General features: G+C 69.3%; 17 protein-coding genes. 10 read left to right on the top strand and 7 right to left on the bottom strand.

Translation table 11 applies throughout. The annotated features are described in order from the left end of the window. Positions 1–8 precede the first annotated feature (8 nt). The 3 genes from V5740_RS12535 to metF form a co-directional block, all read right to left on the bottom strand. Positions 9–1,628, bottom strand: coding sequence for a tetratricopeptide repeat protein (locus V5740_RS12535; RefSeq protein ID WP_347302811.1), 1,620 nt, complete (start codon positions 1,626–1,628; stop codon positions 9–11). 117 nt (positions 1,629–1,745) lie between these two features. Then, positions 1,746–4,730, bottom strand: a complete 2,985-nt coding sequence (locus tag V5740_RS12530) for a beta-galactosidase (protein WP_347304525.1) — start codon at positions 4,728–4,730, stop codon at positions 1,746–1,748. 97 nt (positions 4,731–4,827) lie between these two features. Next, positions 4,828–5,760: a methylenetetrahydrofolate reductase [NAD(P)H] gene (gene metF / locus V5740_RS12525; protein WP_347302810.1), complete on the bottom strand. Its 933-nt coding sequence runs from the start codon at positions 5,758–5,760 to the stop codon at positions 4,828–4,830. Between the two features lie 93 nt (positions 5,761–5,853). Between metF and V5740_RS12520 the strand changes: the two genes are divergently transcribed. Next, complete coding sequence (locus V5740_RS12520; protein ID WP_347302809.1) at positions 5,854–6,810, top strand: metalloregulator ArsR/SmtB family transcription factor; 957 nt, start codon at positions 5,854–5,856, stop codon at positions 6,808–6,810. Here the strand turns inward: V5740_RS12520 and V5740_RS12515 are convergent. From V5740_RS12515 to V5740_RS12500, 4 genes are read right to left on the bottom strand one after another with little or no spacing between them, the layout of a single operon-like run. Beyond that, a complete protein-coding gene (locus V5740_RS12515) occupies positions 6,807–7,382 on the bottom strand; it encodes a gamma carbonic anhydrase family protein (RefSeq protein ID WP_347302808.1) in 576 nt (191 codons plus the stop codon). The two genes, V5740_RS12520 and V5740_RS12515, sit on opposite strands and share 4 nt — an antisense overlap. Then, positions 7,367–7,924 carry a GNAT family N-acetyltransferase gene (locus V5740_RS12510; protein WP_347302807.1) on the bottom strand — a complete coding sequence of 186 codons (558 nt, stop codon included), beginning with the start codon at positions 7,922–7,924 and terminating at the stop codon, positions 7,367–7,369. The genes V5740_RS12515 and V5740_RS12510 overlap by 16 nt, the downstream gene beginning before the upstream one ends. After that, a complete protein-coding gene (gene hemB, locus V5740_RS12505) occupies positions 7,917–8,912 on the bottom strand; it encodes a porphobilinogen synthase (protein WP_347302806.1) in 996 nt (331 codons plus the stop codon). Before hemB ends, V5740_RS12510 begins: the two co-directional genes overlap by 8 nt. Before the next feature lie 37 nt (positions 8,913–8,949). After that, positions 8,950–10,437, bottom strand: a complete 1,488-nt coding sequence (locus V5740_RS12500) for a M23 family metallopeptidase (protein ID WP_347302805.1) — start codon at positions 10,435–10,437, stop codon at positions 8,950–8,952. Between the two features lie 289 nt (positions 10,438–10,726). Here V5740_RS12500 and V5740_RS12495 point away from each other — a divergent pair, with 289 nt between their 5' ends. From V5740_RS12495 to V5740_RS12455, 9 genes are all read left to right on the top strand, one after another. Beyond that, complete coding sequence (locus tag V5740_RS12495) at positions 10,727–13,189, top strand: helicase-related protein (protein WP_347304524.1); 2,463 nt, start codon at positions 10,727–10,729, stop codon at positions 13,187–13,189. Continuing rightward, entirely contained in the window at positions 13,186–13,500 is a 315-nt protein-coding gene (locus V5740_RS12490) for a S4 domain-containing protein (RefSeq protein ID WP_347302804.1), read from the top strand. Before V5740_RS12495 ends, V5740_RS12490 begins: the two co-directional genes overlap by 4 nt. A 61-nt stretch (positions 13,501–13,561) precedes the next feature. Continuing rightward, positions 13,562–13,900, top strand: coding sequence for a ferredoxin FdxA (gene fdxA, locus V5740_RS12485; protein WP_347302803.1), 339 nt, complete (start codon positions 13,562–13,564; stop codon positions 13,898–13,900). A gap of 243 nt (positions 13,901–14,143) precedes the next feature. Continuing rightward, complete coding sequence (locus V5740_RS12480; protein ID WP_347302802.1) at positions 14,144–14,677, top strand: CarD family transcriptional regulator; 534 nt, start codon at positions 14,144–14,146, stop codon at positions 14,675–14,677. A 127-nt stretch (positions 14,678–14,804) separates the two neighbouring features. Continuing rightward, entirely contained in the window at positions 14,805–15,554 is a 750-nt protein-coding gene (locus tag V5740_RS12475; protein WP_347302801.1) for a head GIN domain-containing protein, read from the top strand. A gap of 17 nt (positions 15,555–15,571) precedes the next feature. Further along, on the top strand, positions 15,572–15,910 hold the full coding sequence (locus V5740_RS12470; protein ID WP_347302800.1) for a hypothetical protein: 339 nt from the start codon (positions 15,572–15,574) through the stop codon (positions 15,908–15,910). Further along, a complete protein-coding gene (locus tag V5740_RS12465) occupies positions 15,910–17,613 on the top strand; it encodes a M1 family metallopeptidase (protein WP_347302799.1) in 1,704 nt (567 codons plus the stop codon). The genes V5740_RS12470 and V5740_RS12465 overlap by 1 nt, the downstream gene beginning before the upstream one ends. Positions 17,614–17,823: 210 nt before the next feature. Next, positions 17,824–20,979 (top strand): TonB-dependent receptor, encoded by a 3,156-nt coding sequence (locus tag V5740_RS12460; RefSeq protein WP_347302798.1) that lies wholly within the window; start codon positions 17,824–17,826, stop codon positions 20,977–20,979. Between the two features lie 53 nt (positions 20,980–21,032). Next, positions 21,033–21,737, top strand: a complete 705-nt coding sequence (locus tag V5740_RS12455) for a SapC family protein (RefSeq protein ID WP_347302797.1) — start codon at positions 21,033–21,035, stop codon at positions 21,735–21,737. Positions 21,738–21,755: the final 18 nt, after the last annotated feature.

The raw sequence follows: 21,755 nt of genomic DNA, 5'->3' as shown, positions 1-21,755 counted from the left end.
GCGGCGGCTCAGTTCAGCGTCGCCGCCGCACCGCGGCGTTCGTCCGGCGACATCTGCGCCTCTAGCGCGGCGAGCACCTGCGGGGCGCGCTGATGGCGCAGCAGGGTCGCGCTGTGGAGCAGACGCCAGGCGGCGACCCGGTCGGGATCGCCGCCCTCGCCCCTGGCGGCCATGACCGCCAGGTTGACCATGCCGTCCGCATCGCCCCGCTCTGCCGCCTGCGCAAACCACTGGCGCGCTGCGGCGTGGTCCTGCGTCACCCCGTCACCGGTGTAGAACGACGTGCCCAGTGCCGCCATCGCGCCAGCATGGCCCTGGATTGCGGCCTGCTTGTAGAAACCGGTGGCGAGCGTCCGGTCCGCCGGCACGCCGTTACCCCGATCATATGCCACCGCCAGCGCGAACTGCGCGCCCGGATGTTTGGCCCGTGCCGCCTCCCGATACCAGCGCAACGCCTCGGGCAAGTCGGCCTCCACCCTGTCGTCGCCGAATTCCAGGATCTGCCCCAGCGCGAACTGCGCGCCGGGCAGGCCGAACTCCGCCGCGCGGCGGTAGAAGCGGACCGCGCGGCGGGCATCGCGCTGCCCGCCCTCCCCGGCAAAGCACATGTCGCCCAGCACCTGCGCGGCGGGCAGGTAGCCGACATCCAGCGCCTGGTCGAACCAGCGGCGCGCCTCCGCCGGGTCGGCCGGGATTTCGTCATATCCGCTGCGGTACAGATTGCCGAGGATGATGGCCGCCTCGCCGATGGCGGTGGTCCAGTCCGCCCTGGCTGGATCGAAGCGGGGCATGTCGGTCATGGGATTATAGGGTGAGGTCGCGGTCCGCTTCAGCCAGCGGATGCCCTCCTGCCGGTCGGCCCAGTCGCCCGGTGCCAGCAGGTTGATCTTGCCGATGAACAGCGATGCCTCGTCCCCGCCGTCGGCGGGTTGCAGGCGTCGCTGCGCGCGGCGGAACCAGTCGAGCGCCTCCTGATAACGGCCCTCGTCAAACATGGCGAAGGCGGTCGGCAGCGTCTTGTCCCGCCGCACCAGCATGGTGCGGCCGGGTGAGCTGATGCCGCCGGGGCTGGACACCAGTTCGCCCTCGCCCCGCACCTCGGCCGGAGTATAGGTCGGGGCGAAGTCGCCGCGCTGGTACATCTGCCGGCACATGGTGATCACCACGTCGGCGCCGTTCGCGACCGTGGCGCTGGCGACCGGCGCACCTTCCGGGCCAACGACGAGATCGCCCTGCAAGCCGCGCAGGTCCGACGTCGACAGGCCGAAGCGGCGGTCGGAAGGGTCGGGCAGCGGGGAACCCGGCGCGCTGAGCGGCGCGGCCGTCCAGTCGGGATTACGCGGCGGGCGGGTCGGCTGCAGGATCTGCGGCGCCAGCCCGGCGCCAGCGGCAGTGGCCTGCAACAAGGCCTGGGCGTAGCCATCCCGTGCCAGCGCCTCGCACGTGGCGGAACGCGGCGCCTCCGCCGGGGGGAGCGCGTCGGCGCTGACGACCACATTCTCGTCCGTTTCCACTGCCGCGGCGGCGCGGTCCTGTGCGGCGGCGGGCAGCGGCAGCAGGATGGATGCGGCCAGCAGCCATGCCGTCAACAAGTCGCGGCCGCGCCGCATCCGGATGGTGCCGTCCATGTTTCCTCCGCCTGGCGTATCGTCGCACGCCCTTTGCAGGCGAAGGATATCATTTCGCGCCAGGCGGAGAAAGCGGCGGTCTGCGGGCCGACCTTCGCCCGCAAACCGCCGCCGCAATCAGTCCGCCGCCAGTGTCTCCGGCGCCTCGACCGCGTCCACCTTCAGGCCGCCGCGCACATTGCGCATGGTGACTAGGCGCACCGGTTCCAGCGTGTTGCCGGGTTCGCCATCGCTCGTCACCGCCAGCGCCAGCGTGTTGCCGCCGCGATGGTTCAGGATGCCTTCGGGGATGGGGAAGGTCCGCTGCGGGCCGACATGGGCGATGAACTGGCCCATGTGCCAGCCATTGACGAAGACCAGCACGCGGTACTCGCCTTCGGAGCGGGGCACCGAAGGGTCGCCGAACTGCACGCCGATCGTCGCATCCTGCCCTTCCGGCACGGCGAGATCGAAGTTCGTGCGGTACCACGTCGTGCCGGGTTCGATGTCGGTCGCAGGTGCGGCCTGCCGCTGCCACCGGCGATCGTCGAAGCCGGGCAGGTGCCAGCCCTGCCGTTCGCCGTACAGGCCGCCATTGTTGGGCACACCGCGGACCGGGTCGACGATATCCTCGCCCCCCTGCCGCCCCTGGATCTTCCAGGAGAGCGGGATGGCGAAGGACCGGCCGCCCTTTGGCTCCACGGAGACGGAGACGAGGCCGCGCGCCTCCTTGTGGAAGTCGTCGGCGTCGAGGTCCCAGTTATGGCCGTTGTTACGCACCATCACGGCAATGACGTGCTCGCCCGGCTGGCGGGCGGCGTCGGGCAGGTCGAAGTTCGCGGTGCCGGTGGTGATCGGCCGCGGCAGGCCCCAGGGCAGGTCGTCCTGCCCCACCAGCTGCCCATCCAGGAACACCTGCACCATGCCGCTGCCGCCCGCGCCGTAATACAGGCGGATGCGTTCGGCATCGGGCGTGCCGGTGAAGCGGCCGCGATACCATACGTCGCCTTCGTGGAAGCCGTAGGCGTCCATCAGCATGTTGGGTTCGCCATCGGGGCGCGCGGTGGTGCTGGCATAGGCGCGGCGGTCGATCGCCTGCCACCCGCTGTCGTCGAAGTCCGGCGCGATTTCCGGCGAGCCGGCGGCAACGCGCCAGTCATCCAGCGCCGGCAGGCCGAAGTCGCGCGGCCCGGCAAGCTCGGCCGTGGCGACCCGGCTGCCGCCCTGCCCGGCCGCCAGCCGCACGCGGGTGCCGTTCCAGGTGACGGAGCGCGCGGCGCGCGGTGCCCATATCTCCAGCGGGCTGGCCGTCGCGGTGTCGCCGGTCAGCGCCAGCCGCCCGCCCTTGAGTTCGGCGGAGCGCAGCAATTGCGGCCCGCGCACCAGCACGTCGCCATCCTTCCAGAAGCGCCAGCCTTCCTCCTCGTCCGCGATCAGCAGCGTCATCGCCGGACGCCCGCCGCCTTCGATCCTGACGCGAGCCAGCCCGCCATGGGTATAGTCGAGCTGCAGGTCGCCCTTGGCCGCGTCGAAGCTGTGGCGCACATCGCCATCCAGCACGGTGACGGTCGGCGCACTGGTGTAGCGCAGCAGGGTGCGCCCTTCCTCTCCCTTGCGGCCATACATCAGCATCAGGGCGGCATCGTCCTGGATGAAGCCGTATTGCAGTTCGCTGCTGGACCAGACCAGCCGCTGCCCGGCGACGTCCGCCCCCGCCACCAGCCACTTGGCATCGAAGCCGTGCAACCGCAGCGGCATGGTGTAGCGGCCGTCGGGCAGGTCGGCGGTAACCGTGAAGCTGTGGTCGCCGCTATTGTTGCTGGGGTTCTGCGTCACCAGCATGAACCGCGTATCCGTTTCGGGGGAGCGGTTGTGATAGACCTGCACCTGGTCGGTGGACTTTTCCACCGGCGCGGCGGGGATCATGCCCGCCATGGCCGGAACCGCGGCGATCAGGCCGCCAAGCTGCTTCAGCTCCAGCGCCTTGTCGCGCACCTCCCGCGTTTCCGCGATGGCGGCGCCGTAATCGTAGGACGTGAACACGACCGGCGCGGGCAGCCAGCCCCAGCTGGTGCCGCCATAGCCCATGTAGAAGCTCTGGATGCCGATGCCGTTCGCCAGGTTGGTGCCGTAGAACACCCGCTGGTAGCGGCGGCCGCGCTGTACCGCGTTGCATTCGTAGCCGCCATTGCTGCCCCAGTAATCGAACCAGCCGCCGCCGAATTCGGCCGCGAAGCCGGGGGTGTTCGGGCTGGCCGATGCGCCGCCCTTGGCCCCGCCAACGCCGTAATAGCCCCAATCGGGCGCTGCAGAGCCGCGCGTCGGTTCGCCGCCGACGGTGCAGGTGCCGCCGGGATAGGCGTCGAACGCGTACATGTCCTGCGGCCCATCGACGACCTTGGGGACCCCCGACCCTTCGGGCACCCAATAGCCGTTGCGACCCTGGTCGTTGTGGAAGATCGGCACGGTGATCCCGTCCGCCTTCGCGCGGGCGTAGAGGTGATCCATGTAGCGACGCTGCGCCGGGGTGGTCAGCGCCAGCTCGTTTTCGATCTGGTGCAGGATCACGTTCCCGCCATTGTTGATCTGGTGCTTGGCGATGATCGCGTTGACCCGCGTCAGCCATTCATCGACGGACGCCAGATAGGCGGGATCGTCGGTCCGCGCACGGACCCGCTGATTGACGAGGTAGCCGGGATAGCCGCCCCGCGTCAGTTCCGCATTCACATACGGCCCGGCGCGGGTCATGACGTAGAGGCCTTCCTCCTCCGCCACGGTCAGCAGCCGGTCGATGTCGCGGATGCCGGTAAAATCATACACGCCAGGGGCGGGGCTGTGGAAGCCCCAGTCGAAGTAGAACGCCACCGTGTTGAAGCCGGTTGCCTTCATCTTCTGCAGGATGTCGCGCCACAGATCGGGGCTGGGCAGGCGGAAGGCATGGACCTCCGCACTCCAGATCACCTTGCGCTCGCCATCGATCATCAGCGAGCGCCCGTCGAAGGAAACCCGGCCGAAAGTCTGGACCTCGCTGCCGAGCTGCAGATCGGGCCGCACGGTCTGCGCCTGTGCCGGCACGGCGAGCGCACCCGCCAGCATCGTCGCCGCCAATGCCAGCGTGCGCATCATCCGTCGGGTCATATCGTTAAGTTCTCCCACCATCCGCCCCTTGCTGGGCGGTCATCTCACATGGCGGGCATTTGTACTACAATATGGCACGCGGTCAACGCGGGTGGATGGTTCCTGTGGCTTGGGCAGCGGGACGCAAGCCCAGAAGATGGCAGATGGCGTAGGTCAGTTCGGCCCGGTTGAGCGTGTAGAAATGGAACTGCCGCACCCCGCCGGCATAGAGCGCGGCGCACAGCTCCGCCGCGATCGTCACCGCGACGAGCTGGCGCGCGGCCGGCCGTTCGTCGAGCCCGTCCAGCAGGCGATCGATCCATGGCGGGATCGCCGCACCGCACATGCCGGCGAAACGGCGCAGCTGGCCCACATTGGCGACCGGCAGGATGCCGGGCACGATCTCCGCCTTGATGCCGCGCGCCGCCGCCTCGTCACGGAAGCGGAAGAACGTGTCGGCGGAGAAGAAGAACTGGGTCAGCGCCCGGTCCGCCCCGGCATCGACCTTGCGCCACAGATTGTCGAGATCGGCACTGAGGTCGGCGGAATCGGGGTGGCATTCGGGATAGGCGGCGACCGAAATCTCGAACGGATGCAGCCGCTTCAGCCCGGCGACTAGCGCGGCGGCATTGGCGTAGCCATCATCATGCGGGGCGTAGGGCAGATGCGGTTCGGGCATGTCGCCACGCAGGGCGACGATATGACGGACGCCGGCGTGCCAGTACTGGTCCGCAATGGCGTCCACCTCCGCCCGCGAAGCGCCCACGCAGGTCAGGTGCGCGGCGGCGGCGAGGCCGGTCTCGCGCGCGATGCCGAGCACCGCCTCCTCCGTCCGCCCACGGGTCGAACCGCCCGCGCCATAGGTGACGGACACGAAGCGGGGGCCGAGCGAGGCGAGGCTGTCGGCGGTCGCCAGCAGGGACGCCATGGCCGCGTCGCTCTTGGGCGGGAAGAACTCGAAAGAGACCTCCACATCGCCCGCCGCGGACGCGAACAGCGGGGCGGGATAATGGTCGAACATCGCCGGGACACTCATGCCGCTGCTCCTTTGGTGCGACCCAATATAAGCGATTGCTTATATACGCAAGCAGCTTTGACGACGCGCCGCGAGGGCGATAACAATGCCGCGATGAACACGGTTCCGCCCGAAGACATGTTCCGCGTGCTGGGCGATGCCATGCGCCTGCGCACGCTGATGCTGCTGCGCAGCCTGGAACTGACCGTGGGCGAACTGGCGCAGGTGCTGGGGCAGAGCCAGCCGCGCATGTCGCAGCATGTGAAGGCCTTGCAGGAGGCGGGGCTGGTGCGCCGGCGCAAGGAAGGCACCGCCGTGTTCCTGCGGCTGGGCCCGCCCGCGCGGGTGCAGCCGATCTTCGCGCTGCTGGACGCCTGGGCCGAGACTGGCGGCGAGACGCCGCTGTTCGCCGCCGACCGCGCCCGGCTGAAGGCGATCCGTGCCGATCGCGCGGCGGAGGCGCAGCGCTTCTTCGAACGCAATGCCTGGCGCTGGGACGAGCTGCGCCGCCTGCATGTGCCCGACAGCGAGGTCGACCGGGTGATCGACGCGGCGCTGGGCCGGCGACCGTTGGGCCGGCTGCTCGACATCGGGACCGGCACCGGGCGCATGCTGGAACAGCTGGCGGCGCGGGCCACGGCGGCGCTTGGCGTCGACCGTTCGCCCGAGATGCTGCGCTTCGCCCGGGCACGGCTGGCGGAGCGCGGCATCACCGCCGAACTGGCGCAGGCAGACATGTATGCCCTGCCGATGGAAGATGGCGCGTTCGACACCGTGATCCTGCACCAGGTGCTGCATTACGCCCACCATCCGGAGGCAGTGATCGCGGAGGCGGCGCGGGTGCTGGCGCGGGGCGGCACGATGGTGGTGGCCGACATGGCCAGCCATGACCGCGACGATTTCCGCCGCCGCTTCGCCCATGCGCGCCTGGGCTTCACCGATCAGGCGGTGCTGGACTGGCTGACCGCGCTGGGGCTGGAGGCGCGCGTGGTCGGCCACCTGCCGGGGGAACTGACGATCAGCGTGTGGGCCGCCGAACGCCGCCCCGCCCGGATCAGCGCGGTCGCCTAACCGCGCAGCTCCGCCAGATGCGCCTCTGCCAGCCGGCAATAGCGTTCGGTCTGGAAGCGGATCTTGTTCACCTGGTCCGGCGTCTGCGCACGCAGGAACTTCGCCGGGCGGCCGACCCAGATCTCCGCCGGGGGGATCGCCTTGCCGGGGCCGAGCAGCGCACCAGCGCCCAGCATCGCGCCCGCGCCGATCACCGCCCCGTCCATCGCCACCGCACCCATGCCGACGAAGCCGCGATCCTCCACGACGGCGCCATGGACCACGGCCATGTGGCCGATCACGCAATCCTCGCCCAGGATCGTCGGCTGGCCGTCCGTGTCGGGGCGCGGCCCCTCCACATGGAAGACGCTGCCGTCCTGCACGTTGCTGCGCGCACCGATGACGATGCGGTGGATGTCGCCGCGCAGCACGCAATTGTACCACACGCTCGCCTGCGGCCCGATCGTGACATCGCCGATGATCCGCGCGCCGGGCGCGACGAACGCGGTTTCGTGGATGACGGGCACCTTGCCGCCGAACGGCAGGATCGTGGCCCAGGGGAAGCGGTCCTGCGGGCTCATGCCGCCTGCCATGCGCTGCGGTCCATGCTGAACACCACATGCGGCCGATGCCGCGCGGCGCCAGTGCGGCGGGAATGGCCGAAATCCAGCTCCGGCCGGTGCCGCATCCCAAGCCGCAGCATCAATCGCCAGGATCGCGCATTGCGGGGCGAGGTCATCGCCATCACGCGGTCCTTGCCCAGATTGCCGAACGCCCAGTCGATCGCGGCCACCGCCGCCTCGTGCGCGTAGCCCTGCCCCCACAGATGCGTGGCGAGCCGCCAGCCCAGTTCCGGCTGCCCGGCGAGCGGCGTGCCGGGACAGCCCAGCCGGACCCCGCAATAGCCGATGAAGCCGCCCGTCTGCCGATGCTCCAGCGCCCGGAAGCTGTGGCCGTCGCGCTCCTGTTCGCGGCGATAGCGGGCGATCTCCCCAGCGGCCTGCCGCCGGGTGAGGTCCGGCCCGACGAAGCGCATCACCCGCGGATCGCGGCACATGATGTGGAACGGCGCGAGATCGGCCTCCTGCCAGTCGCGCAGGACCAGCCGGGGCGTCGCAAGGGTGAACTCACGCATTCAGCAGCCGCGCGGCAAGCGGGGCATGGTAGGTCAGGATGCCGGAACAGCCCGCCCGCTTGAACCCGATCAGCTTTTCCAACACCAGCGCCTCCCGCGTGGCGATCCCGGCCGCCACGCCCGCCTCGATCAGGGCATATTCGCCGCTGACCTGATAGGCGAAGACCGGCACGCCGAAACGTTCCTTCACCCGCCAGATGATGTCGAGATAGGCGAGGCCCGGCTTCACCATCACGCTGTCGGCCCCCTCCGCCAGGTCGAGCGCGACCTCCCGCAGGGCCTCGTCTCCATTCGCAGGATCCATCTGGTAGGTCTTCTTGTCGCCCTGCAGCACGCCCGAGCTGCCCACCGCGTCGCGGAACGGGCCGTAGAAGGCGCTGGCGTACTTGGCGGCGTAGCTCATGATCTGGACATTGTGGTGGCCGGCGCCTTCCAGCCCGGCGCGGATCGCGGCGATGCGGCCATCCATCATGTCCGACGGCGCCACGATGTCCGCACCGGCGGCGGCCTGCACCAGCGCCTGCTGCACCAGCACGTCCACGGTGACGTCGTTGGCGACGTAGCCCCTGTCATCCAGCAACCCGTCCTGCCCGTGGCTGGTATAGGGGTCGAGCGCCACATCGGTCAGTACGCCGATTGCATCGCCGCAGGCATCGCGGATCGCGCGGATCGCGCGGCACATCAGGTTGTCGGGGTTCAGCGCCTCCGCCGCGTCCGTGCTGCGCGCTGTCGCGGGCGTGTTGGGGAACAGCGCCAGACATGGAATGCCGAGCGCCACCGCCTCCTTCGCCCGCGCGACGATGCCGTCGACCGACCAGCGCGACACGCCGGGCAGAGAGGCGACGGGCTGTTCCACCCCGGTGCCGTCGGTCACGAACAGCGGCCAGATCAGGTCCGCGGGGGTCAGCACGGTCTCCCGATGCATGGCCCGGCTCCACTGGGTGGCGCGGGGGCGGCGCAGGCGGGTGGCGGGGTAGGCTCCGGTCATCGGGGCGGCGTGCCCCATCCGGCCCCGCCCTGCAAGGTCAGCCGACCACCTGCGTCGTGTCCACCCGATCGATCTCGCGCAGCGGCTTCGCCTCGACGGCCGCCGCCGGCTCCGGCGGCAGCGGCTGCAATGCGGCGCCGGGCGTCACGCGGCGCAGCTCTGCCAGGCGGGCGCGGAAGTTCGCCAGCTCGCGCCCTTCCAGCTGGGCGCGGGTGGTGAAGCGGACGGAGGACGGATTGACCGTCCTGCCCCCGCGATAGACCTCGAAATGAAGATGCGGTCCGGTGGAAAGGCCGGTGGAACCGACATAGCCGATCACCTGCCCGCGCTTGACCGATGCGCCGTTGCGAACCGCGATGCGGCTCATATGCGCGTAGCCGGTGCCAAGTCCCCCCGCATGGCGCAGGCGAACGAAATTTCCATGGCCGCCATGTCGCCCGGCATAGGTGACGGTGCCATCGGTCACCGCCCGGATCGGCGTGCCGTGGCCGGCACGGTAATCATTGCCGGCATGCATCCGGGTGAACCGCAGGATGGGGTGCCGGCGCGGGCCGTAACGGCTGGTGATCGGGCCTGGCACCGGCTGCGCCATCCCTTCGCGCTGCTGGCCTACGCCGCTCGCTTCGAAGAAGCGGCCTTCTCGGCCCCAGCGCAGCAATTGGTGGCGCGGGCGGCCGTTGCGGGTGAGGCCGGCATACAGCAGCTCCCCCTCCTCCACCTCGCCCGTCGCCGCACGCCGCCAAGCGATGACCATGTCGTATTCGTCCCCCGCGGCGACGCCGGCATTCGGCCCCAGCGCGCGCAGATATTGCTGCACGGCCCGCGCGGGGGCACCGGCAGCGCGGGCGGAGCGGTAGAGGCCATCGCCCACTTTGCCGGTCAGACGCAGCGGGGTCGCGTCGGTGCGGATCGGCCGGGGCACCAGCGCCAGCGTGCCGCCACGCCGCTCAATGCCGAGCGCGAGGTCAAAGCGGGCGCGGAACTCCAGCTGTTCCAGCGGGCGCGACATTCCCGGCGCGGCGCGGCGGCCCAGCGTCAGGTCGACCGGCGTGCCCGCCGCCACCTGGGCTGCGGGCACGCGTTGCCCGATCAGCCGGGAAACGAACGCCGCCTCCGCCCCGCCGACCCCGGCGCGCGCCAGCAACCGTTCGTAGGTGTCGCCACTGGCGAAGCGCGCCTGCACGTCGATGCGCGGGCGATCGGGCGTCGCCTTCAGGCGGGTGACGGAAAGGCTCGCCCCCATGTGCCGGCCGCTATCCGCGCCCAAGGCCAGCGGCGCGATGCCGAGCGAGCGGAACTCGTCCGCCTCCCGCTCCTGCAAGGCGACCGGCGGTGCCGCGACCAGCGGCGAGAAATCGGGCACGGCGACCAACGCCAGCGTGGCGAGCGCGACCAATGCGGCGAGACCGGTCAGCCAGCGGCGCGAGCCGATCCCGCGGCCGAGGTCCACCGCGATGCGCGGGCGACGCAGGATGCGACGGCGCGGCTGGCCGACGGCGGCGCGGCGGCGTTGGCCGCGGTCCACCAGCGGTGTCGCCACATTCTTCGCAACTGGCTGCATAGTGCCCAAGCCGGCCCCTCGCCCCCTCCGTGCGCCACCCGTGCCGCAAGCCGCTATCCGCTTGAAGTTGCGCGGCCGTTAACGACGATGAGCCGGGGCTGTGTTGCGACGGGATGAACCTGCCGCGCCGCTTGCACCCGTGCCCGGGTGTCGCCACACTGCATCCATCGTGTTGTTTCCCCCGACAGACAGCCGCCTCCGGGCCGTGCTCGGCCCCACCAATACCGGCAAGACGCATCTGGCGATCGAACGGATGGTGGCGCATTCCAGCGGCGCGATCGGCTTCCCGCTGCGCCTGCTGGCGCGAGAGGTGTACGACCGGGTGCGCGCGATCAAGGGCGATGACAAGGTCGCGCTGATCACCGGGGAGGAGCGGATCGAGCCGCCGGGCGCGCGCTATTTCCTGTGCACGGCGGAAGCGATGCCGCGTGACGGCGGCGGCCATGCCTTCGTGGCGCTGGACGAGGCGCAGATCGCGGCGGATCGCGAACGCGGGCACATCTTCACCGATCGGCTGCTGCATGCGCGCGGGCGGGAGGAGACGATGCTGCTGGGCTCCTCAACCCTCGAGCCGCTGGTCCGCGCGCTGTACCCCAGGGCCGAGCTGGTGGAACGGCCGCGCTTCTCCACCCTCACGCATGTCGGCCCGCGCAAGCTCAGCCGACTGCCGCCCAGGAGCGCCATCGTCGCCTTCAGTGTGGAGCAGGTGTACCAGGTGGCGGAGATGCTGCGCCGCTTCCGCGGCGGCGCGGCGGTGGTGATGGGCGCGCTGAGCCCGGAGACGCGCAACCGGCAGGTGGCGCTGTTCCAGTCGGGCGAGGTCGATTACATCGTCGCCACCGATGCGATCGGCATGGGGCTGAACCTCGATGTCACGCATGTCGCCTTCGCGGGCCTCAGCAAGTTCGACGGGGTGCGCCAGCGGCGCCTGACCCCGGCGGAGATGGCGCAGATCGCCGGCCGCGCCGGGCGGCACCAGCAGGATGGCACCTTCGGCACGCTTGGGGGCTCAGGGGCGGGCGGCAGCCGCGGCGGGGAGCCCGAGTTCACGGAGGACGAGGTGTTTGCCATCGAGCAGCACCGCTTCGCGCCGCTGACGAAACTCTACTGGCGCAATGCCGAACCGCGCACCGGCTCCATCGGGCAGTTGATCGCCGACCTGGAGGCGAAGCCTGACCGGCCCGAGCTGGCGCCCGCGCCCGAGGCGATCGACCTCGCCGTGCTGAAGCGGCTGGCGGAGGATCCCGCCATCGCCGGCACGGTGCGGGGGGCCGGCAGCGTGCGGCGCTTCTGGGAGGCGTGCCAGCTGCCTGACTTCCGCCAGCAGGGTGCGGAGACGCACAGCCGCTTTGTCGCGCGGCTGTGGGACGACCTGCGTGCCGGGCACCTGGGCGCGGATTTCGTGGCCGCGCGGATCGCGGAGCTGGACCGCACCGGCGGCGATATCGACACGCTGCAGGGCCGCATCGCCGCGATCCGTTCCTGGGCCTATATCTGCCAGCGACCCGATTGGGTGCTGGCGCGCGACGAGATGGCGGCGCGGGCGCGGGGCGTGGAGGCGCGGCTGTCCGACGCGCTGCACCAGCGACTGACCGAGCGCTTCGTCAACCGGCGCACCGCCGTCCTGATGCGCGGCCTGGGGAAGGATGGGGGATTGATGCGGGTTGAGGCGGACGCGGATGGCCGCGTGCTGGTGGAAGGGGAGCCGATCGGTCACCTGGAAGGCTTCCGCTTCGTGGTCGATGCGAGCGCCGGACACGAGGACCGGCGGCTGATGCTGGCCGCGGCGGAAAAGCACCTGCCGCAATTGCTTGCCCAGCGGGCCGAGGCGCTGATCGGCGCGGAACTTGGCGCGGTGGAACTGCGCGATGGTCAGTTGTGGAGCGGCGGACGCGCGATCGCCACGCTGGAACGCGGACGCACCTTGAGCCGCCCCAGGCTGAAGCTGGCGCGCGAACTGACGCAATTGGAGGCGGGCCAACGCACCCGGCTGGCCGATGCGCTGGCCGCCTGGCTGGAGGCGCGGCTGGCCCTGCTCGCCCCGCTGCGCCGGATCGAGGATGCGGCGGCGGATCCCGCCACCGGCACCGAACTGCGCGCCGTGCTGCTGACGCTGGCGGCGGGCGGCGGGATCGTGCCGCGCGCGGATGCCGGCATGCAGCATCTGCCCAAGGATCGCCGCCCGCTGCTGCGCCGGCTGGGCGTCACCGTGGGGGCACTCGACCTGTTCGTGCCGGCCTTGCTGAAGCCGGCGGCGCGGGCTTTGCTGCACGCATTGGCGCCGGTGGCTCCGCTCAACCCCGGCATGGAACCGGTGGTGACCGGCGCCCGCGAACGCTTCGCCGGTTATCGCCGGGCCGGGCGGCAGCAGGTGCGGCTCGACATGGTGGAGCGGGTGGTGCGCGCCGCCTTCGATGCGCGCGGCGCGGGCGGGCGGCGGCCCTTTGTGCTCGACCTGTCGCTCGCCACGTCGATGGGGCTGCAGGCCCCGACGCTGCAGGCGCTGCTGCGCGATGCAGGCTTCCGCCCGGCGGGCAATCCCCGCCCGCTGGCCGACGGGCAGTTCGGCCCGCCCGCGCCGCAACGCTGGACCTGGCGGCCGGTTCGCGCCGACGAGCGCCGGAACGAGCGACACGGCAAACCGCCGGAGGATACGCGCGCCGTGCCGCTGCCCGAGGGCAACGCCTTCGCCGCGCTTGCGGGGCTGGTCCGGTGACGGAGGCCGCGTGCGGCGCGATGCGGCTGGACAAGCTGCTGTTCGCGCTGCGCCTGGCCAAGAGCCGCACGCTCGCGCAGCGCTGGATCGCCGAAGGGCACATGCGCCGCAACGGGATCCGCGTGCTGCGCACCGACCAGCCGGTCTGCCCCGGCGACACGCTGACCCTGCCGATGGCGCGCCATGTGCTGGTGATAGAAATCCTGTCGCTGCCTTTGCGGCGCGGTCCGGCTACGGAGGCGCGCACGCACTACCGGGAGGTAGGGCCCATGGCGAGGCCGGCCTTGACTGGCGCCGATCACTCACCATAGCAGGCCCGCCCCCGCTGCCGCCGTACCAGCCGGCGCGCGCATGAAGGAACGGAAGAATAGCATGACCTATGTCGTCACGGACGCCTGCATCCGGTGCAAGTACACCGATTGCGTCGAAGTGTGTCCGGTGGACTGTTTCTACGAGGGCGAGAACATGCTCGTCATCAATCCGTCCGAATGCATCGATTGCGGCGTGTGCGAGCCCGAATGCCCGGCGGAAGCGATCCTGCCTGATACTGAAAGCGGGCTGGAAACCTGGCTGGAACTGAACGCCAAGTACTCCGCCGAATGGCCCAACATCACGCAGCGCAAGGACGCGCCCGCCGACGCGGACGAGATGAAGGGCGAGACGGACAAGCTGGACAAGTATTTCAGTGCGGAGCCGGGCGAAGGCGATTGATCGTTCAATTCTGGAAGGTTGCGACGCACAAGGGTGGAATTTGTGTGGCGAATCTGCTACACACTTCATCAACTGTTCCGGCGCGCGTTGTCGCACGCGCCGGCAGCAGGGTGACAAGGAAGGCAGGATAATCTCCCCAAACGCAGCAGCGTCGCGCGCGCGAACGGCAGGTCACCCGCAGATGACGGTGCCCCGCCTGATGACAGCTGCCAGCCTGCCTGTCCGACAAGAAAGGACTGCTTAATGGCTTCCAACGCCCCCGCATTCGACGTTGGCGATTATGTTGTTTACCCCAAGCATGGTGTCGGCCGGGTGATCGAGCTGCAGAGCGAGGAGATCGCCGGCATGAAGCTGGAGTTGTACGTGCTCCGCTTCGAAAAGGAACGCATGACCCTGCGCGTCCCCGTGAACAAGGTGGAAGCGATCGGCATGCGCAAGCTTTCCAGCGACAAGACGCTGAAGGAAGCGATGGAGACACTGAAGGGCAAGCCCCGGATCAAGCGCACCATGTGGTCGCGCCGCGCGCAGGAATACGAGGCCAAGATCAATTCGGGCGACCTCGTCTCCATCGCGGAGGTCACGCGCGACCTGTTCCGGCCGGATGACCAGCCCGAGCAGAGCTATTCCGAACGGCAGATCTTCGAAGCCGCATCCAGCCGCCTCGCCCGCGAGCTGGCCGCGATGGAGAAGACGGACGAGCCGACCGCGCTGACCAAGATCCTGGACGTGCTGCGCCAGCACGCGCCGCAATATTACGACAGCGCCGAAGTCGCCTGAGCGACGGGATCGCTGAACCAGAAGGGGCTGCCCGCCAGGGCGGCCCCTTTTTCGTTGCGCGTTTCCCTTTGCACACTCCGCTATCTTGCCGTATTACCACGGCAACACACTTGAGGAGGTGAGCGCGATGCGGGTGACAGGAAGCAGGTCGATACGCACCGGGTGGATACGTGGCGGCGTGCTGGTGGCGGTCACCGCCATGCTGGCGGCATGCGGAGTCAAGGTCGGCGCGGGCAACATCAGCACGGGCGTGCCGCTGGCCGAGTTCGACCTTGACGGAACGCCGCCGACGGGCGTCGCGCTGGCCGGGGCGGACACGGTGCTGGTCACCACCGGCGCGACCTTCAGCGTTCGGGCGGAAGGGCCGGCAACGGCTACCGAACGGCTGCGCTTCAACCGGACGGGCGATACCTTGGCGATCGGGCGGGAGGGTGACGGGCCGCGCGGCGGACCTGCGGCAATCGTGCGGGTGACCCTGCCCAACATTCGTAGTCTGGCGCTTAGCGGATCGGGCGATCTTTCGAGCGATGCCCTGAGCGGCGAGGCGGAGCTGCGGTTGAGCGGTTCGGGCAACCTGTCCGCGCCGCAGGTCACCGCCAGCCGGCTGAAGGTGGCGCTGGCGGGCAGCGGCGACATCGCCGCGGGTGGCACGGCGGAGACCCTGGAACTCGGCATCGCCGGCAGCGGCTCCGCCAACATGGCCAGGCTGCAGGTCGGCGCGGCGGAGGTGAGGGTCAGCGGATCGGGCGATGCCGCCTTCGCCAGCAACGGTAAGGTCAGTGGCGCCATCGCCGGATCGGGCGACGTGCAGGTGCGCGGCACTGCGCAATGCGATGTGAGGCGCGCGGGATCGGGCAACTTGACCTGCACGCCGTGATGGCAGACGGTTGCGCCATGCGCTCCCTCCCCATCCGTTCGCCCCTGCTGTTCGCCGCCGCGTTGCTGCCCTGCCTGCTGGGCGGGTGCCTGGCCAAGGCGGCCTACAACGTCGCGACGCTGCCCGTGCGGGCCGCATCGGGCGCCGTCGACCTTGCGACCACCAGCCAGAGCGAGGCGGACGAGGCGCGCGGCCGGGAAATCCGCCGGCGGGAGGAACAGCTGGGCAAGCTGGACCGTGACTATCGCCGGCAGCGCGAACGCTGCGAGGATGGCAACGAGGATGCGTGCCGCCGGGCTCAAGCGCTGTATGCGGAGATCCAGCGCCTGAGCCCGACTGTTCCGCTGGAACGCTGATGCGCGGCCTGCTGGCGCTGCTGGCGCTGGCATGCGCGCAGCCCGCCATGGCGCAGGAGCCCGCCCTGGCGGAGCGGACGCGCCAGAGCGGGCTGCCGCTCGATCCCGTACGCGCCGGCATGACCCTGCCGCATCTGGCGCTGGGCTTCACCGTCGATCCCGCGACCCGCAGCATCGCGGGGAGCGCCGATTACACGGTGACGGTCGACGCCCCGCAGCGGGAGGTCGCCTTCGACCTCGACCCGCGGTTCGCCATCGACGGGATCAGCGTGGACGGACAGGCGCTGCCCCCGTCAGCATGGCGCAATCCCGACGGGCTGCTGCGCATCACCCTGCCCCGCTCCATGCCGGCGGGCGGCACGGCGCAGGTCGGTATCCGCTGGCACGGCGCACCGCATGTCGCGGCGCGCGCGCCATGGGATGGCGGCATGACCTGGGCGCGGACGCCGGACGGGCAGCCCTGGATCGCCAGCGCTATCCAGGGCGAGGGATGCGACCTGCTATGGCCCTGCCTCGACCACCCGGCAAAGCGGGTCGCGCTGCTGGACCTGGCCATCCGCGTACCCGACGGGCTGGTCGCCGCCGCCAACGGCACGCTGGTGGAAGAAACGCATGCGAACGGCTGGGCCACCTGGCGCTGGCGCGCACGGCAACCGAACGCCTATGGCGTAACGCTGCAGATCGGCGCGTACCTGCTGGCGGAGGCGAGCTATCGCAGCGCCTACGGCAACATCATCCCCGTGCAGTACTGGCACCTGCCCGGCGACAAGCCGGACGATGTCGCGCGCCTGCTGGCGGAGACGCAGCGCTATCTCCGCTTCTTCGAGGAGGTCGTCGGCCCTTACCCCTTCGCCGACGAAAAGGTGGGGCTGGCGGAAACACCGCATCTCGGCATGGAGCACCAGACGATCAACGCCTACGGCAATGGCTACAAGCTGGCGCCGGAGGGCTATGACTGGCTGGCGCAGCATGAATTCGGTCACGAATGGTTCGCCAACCAGATGACCAATGCCACCGATGGCGAGATGTGGCTGCACGAGGGCTTCGACAGCTACATGCAGCCGCTCTACCTGCTGTGGCAGGGTAGCGAGGTGGCTTACAACGCCGCGCTGTGGGATCAGCGCAAGCGCATCCTCAATCGCGTGCCGCTGGTACCCGCCGACCCCGCCGCGACCGGGAATTACCTCGATGAGGAAGCCGGCTGGGGCAACGACATCTATTACAAGGGAAGCTGGATCGCCCATACGCTGCGCGGCCTGATCGGCGACGTGGCTTTCCGGCAGGTGCTGCGCCGGCTCGTCTATGATCGGGATGACCCGCAGCCGGGCAATTTCGTGCCCGTGCGCCGCAGCAGCGAGGATCTGGCGCGGATCGTCGGCGAGGTGACGGGTGCGGATCATCGCTGGTTCTTCGACACCTACCTGCGGCAGGCCGCCTTGCCGCGGCTGGTGGCGGAACGGGACGGCACCCGGCTGCTGCTGCGGTGGGACAGCGGCGCCGCCCGCCCCTTCGCCATGCCGGTGGAGGTGCGAGTCGGCGATCCGCTCACCGGCGCGGTTCGCACCGTACCGATGCCGGGCGGTCGCGGCAGCGTCGATCTGGGTGCAGCGGACATTCCCTACCGGCTCGATCCCGCCGCCCGTATCCTGCGCGACGATCCGGCGATCACCGCATGGCAGGCGCAGGAAGACGCCGCCCGATAAGGCGCGGCACAAAAGCCGCAGCATCCTGAAAAAGCGAGATAACGCTATCAAAGATAGCCTCCTCACCCGTTGACATGCAATCGTTACCGGTTAGCTTGCACACAGGCCGGATTCACACGGCCACAAAGCTGGCATGCGCGATGTGCCGCAAGAACAGAGGGGATCCCCATGAGGGTAATGGCTATTTCGAGGCTGACGCTGTCCGCGTCTGTGTTAGCGTTAACCGCTGCGCTTCCGCTGGCGCCGGCACTCGCCCAGGCGACGGGCGAGCCGACCAACCCGCAACCCGGCAGCGAGACGGAAACCGGCGGACAGGGTGTGGGCACGCTGCCCACCGGCCTACCCGCGGCTGACAGTGTCGAGGGTGACGAGATCATCGTCACCGGCGTGCGCGCCAGCCTGGAGGCGGCGGCGGAGATCAAGCGCAACTCGGTCGGCGTGGTCGATGCGATCAGTGCTGAGGATATCGGCAAGTTCCCCGACACCAACCTGGCCGAGTCGCTGCAGCGTATTCCCGGCGTGTCGATCGACCGCCGCAATGGCGAAGGGTCGCAGGTCACGGTGCGCGGCTTCGGCCCGTCGTTCAACCTCGTCACCGTCAATGGTCGCCAGCTGGCGACATCCGACGTCAACGCGATCGGCGGCGACGCCTCCGTCGATTTCGGGCGTGCGACCAGCCGTTCGTTCGACTTCCAGAACCTGGCGTCGGAAGGCGTCACCCGGCTGGAAGTGTACAAGACCGGCCGCGCCGCAGTGCCGACCGGCGGCATCGGCGCCAGCATCAACGTCGTGACGCAGCGCCCGCTGGAAGGCCCGGCGGAAGGGCTGCGCGGCTCCGTCGGCGCCAAGGGGCTGTACGACGCCAGCCGCGACGGCTTCAGCGTCACGCCGGAGGTCACCGGCGTCGTCAGCTGGTCCAACCCCGCCGACACATTCGGTGTATCCGCCTTCGGCGCATATCAGCTGCGCAAGAGCGCGGCGGCGAGCTCCACCATCAATGGCTGGACCATCCGCCCCTACTCCGATGTCGCCACTATCGTGCGCACCGGCAACAATCCGACGGTGGTGGAGAACGCGCCCAGCGATGCCAGCCAGCTGGTGGGCATCCCCGACGACAGCCGGTACAACTACTCCACCTTCGAACGTGAGCGCATCAATGGCTCGCTCACCATGCAGTTCCGCCCCTTCGACGGGCTGACGATCACGGGTGACGCGCTGTATGCGCAGAATGCCGTGAGCGAGGCGCGCAACGACCAGACCAACTGGTTCAACACGCCGTTCGACCGCGTGGTGTTCGACGATGACCCGGTGGTGCGCACCGCCGTCTTCCTGGAGGAAGGCAGCCGCTACGTCACCAAGGACATGGGGTTCGAGCAGCAGTACCGCGCCACCAAGAGCGAGCTGCAATCCTATGGCCTGAACGCCACCTACGATATTGCCGAAGGGCTGACGCTGAGCCTGGATGGCAACCATTCCAAGTCAGAGACGAAGCCTGACGCCGTCAATGGTGCCAGCTCCACGCTGTTCAGCATGGGCGCCCCGGTGATTGATCGCCACTCGGCGGATCACACCGGTGACATTCCGGCGCAAAGCTATGTGCTGAACGACATCAACGGCAATCGCAACGGCGTGCTCGACATTGGCGACTTGGGCTCCCAGGTCGGGCGCACCAATGCCTCGCGCCAGGAACAGCGGATCAACCAGCTGCGTGCGGACCTGGGCTGGGACTTCGGCGATGGCGACCGGTTCGACGTGGGCGCGACCTACATCGATTCCAAGATGACCAGCGCGCGCAGCCAGACCGAACAGATCTTGGGCGACTGGGGCATCACGCAAGCCGGCGACATCCAGCAATTCGCCGGCGATCTGGTCGAACAGTTCTGCCAGGGCTGTAAGTTCGACAAGTTCGACGCCACCAGCAACGAGATCTCGTTCCGTGGCAACGCCGTGGACCTGCTGAACATCTTCTCGCCCATCTACGCGCAGGACCGGCAGCCGCTGATCCCCGGCACGCAGGCGCCCACGGCCACCAACCAGCGGCGCGTCACCTCCAACGACTTCGACGAGGTGTCGGAGAAGATCCTGGCGGTCTATGCGCAGACGACCTTCGGCTTCGACATCGGCGGGCGTGATGCCCGGATCACGGCCGGCGTCCGGTACGAGAACACCAAGGTGGATTCGGTCGCGCAGCAGGCGATCCCCAACGCGATCATCTGGACGTCCGACAACGACTTCAGCGTCAATGTCGGCAACGACCTGCAGGACGTCGTGGCGGATGGCGAGTACAACAACCTGCTGCCGTCCATCGATTTCCAGATCGAACCGGCGGACGATGTGGTCGCCCGCGTGTCGTACAGCCGCACGCTGGCCCGTCCCGATTACGGCAACCTGTTCGCCTCCACCAGCGCACAGGCGCCGGGGCGGCCGACGGCGCTGGACGGGCAGGCGACCGGCACGACCGGCAATCCGGGTCTGCGCCCGCTGATCTCCGACAATTTCGACGTGTCGCTGGAATGGTATTACGACCGGTCGAGCTACGTCTCGTTCGGCTTCTTCGCCAAGAAGGTGAACAATTTCGTCGGCTCCGGCGTGGTCGAACAGAACCTGTTCGGCCTGCGCGATCCCACCAGCGGTGCGCCGGGCACCCGTTCCGGCGCCGCGCTGGGCGAACTCCAGCGCCTGGGTCTCGACGGGACGGAGGCGGAGCTGTTCACGCTGACCGCCTTGCTCGACAAATATAACGGCAACCTGCAGGCCGCCTCGGCGGAGTTCCAGGGGAACATCGTCAACGGCAACCTGTCGCAGACCTATGTTGACAGCATCCTGGCGCAGTTCGACGTCACCGCCAATGCGGCCGACCCGCTGTTCAATTTCCAGGTGACCACGCCGATCAACAACCGGTCGGCCAACATCTACGGTTTTGAATTGCAGGCGCAGCACTTCTTCGGCGACAGCGGCTTCGGCGTCTCGGGCTCCTACACCAACGTCAATGGCGACGTGGATGCGGATCGCGGCGCGCCGATCGGGGTGGACCAGTTCGCGCTGATCGGCCTGTCGGACACGCTGAACGTGACCGGCATCTTCGAAAAGTACGGCTTCTCCGCCAGGCTGGCTTACAACTGGCGCGCCAGCTTCCTGTCGGGGCTGAACCGGGGCGGCGTGAACCGCAACCCGGTCTTCACCAAGGCTTTCGGCACGCTCGACCTCGCCACAAGCTACGACATCACGGATAACATCGCGGTGTCGTTCGAAGCGATCAACCTGCTGAGCGCGACGGTCCGGACCTACGGGCGCAGCGAACGGCAGATGTTCTTCGCATCGGAGCTGAAGCCGCGCTATTTCCTGGGCGCGCGGTTCCGCTTCTGAGCGGGGGTGACGGGGCCGCTTGCGAGCGGCCCCGTTGCAACTGGACTTCTTTCATGAACGCACCCGTCGCACTCGACAGCATCGACCATCACGATTTGCGCGTGGCCTGGCGCCACGGTCCGGAATTCGGCGATGCGGTGAACCAGATGCTGGCCCTGCCCGGCGAGTTCGAGGGGCTGGCCCGCGAGTTTCCGATCCTGTTCCGGCGCGACGATGCCGGCGCCTGGCATGCGGTCGTGCTGCTGGGGCTGGAGCGGGGGGAGAACCTGTTCCTGGACGGCACCCGCTGGACCAGCCGCATCGTGCCCGCGGTGCAGGCGCGTGGGCCGTTCAGCGTCGCCCTGCGGCCGCAGACCGGGGAGGCGACCCTCCATGTGGACCTCGCCGATCCACGTATCGGGCGCGAGGTGGGGGAACCGCTGTTCCTGCCCCATGGTGGCAACGCGCCGGCATTGCAGCAGGCGACACGCCACCTGCGGGTCATCGGCGAAGGACTGCCGGCGGCGCAGGCGATGTTCGCCGCGCTGGAGGAGGCCGGCCTGATCGAACCGGTGGCGATCACCGTCACGTTGGGCAGCGGGCGGGAGGTAGTGCTGAACCAGTACCACACCGTCGGCGCGGACCGGCTGGCGGCGCTGGACGGCGCCACGCTGGAACGGCTGAACCGCACAGGCGTGCTGCGGCTCGCCTTCCTGCAGCAGGCATCGCTTGGCAACATGGCCCGGCTGATCGAATTGAAGCAGGCGCGCGGTGACTGAGGCGGTGCGCAAGATCGA

This window comes from Croceibacterium sp. TMG7-5b_MA50, assembly GCF_039830145.1.
Taxonomy (GTDB): Bacteria; Pseudomonadota; Alphaproteobacteria; order Sphingomonadales; family Sphingomonadaceae; genus Croceibacterium.
Note: the sequence above shows the minus strand (reverse complement) of the source record. Positions and strands in the feature narration are given on the sequence as shown.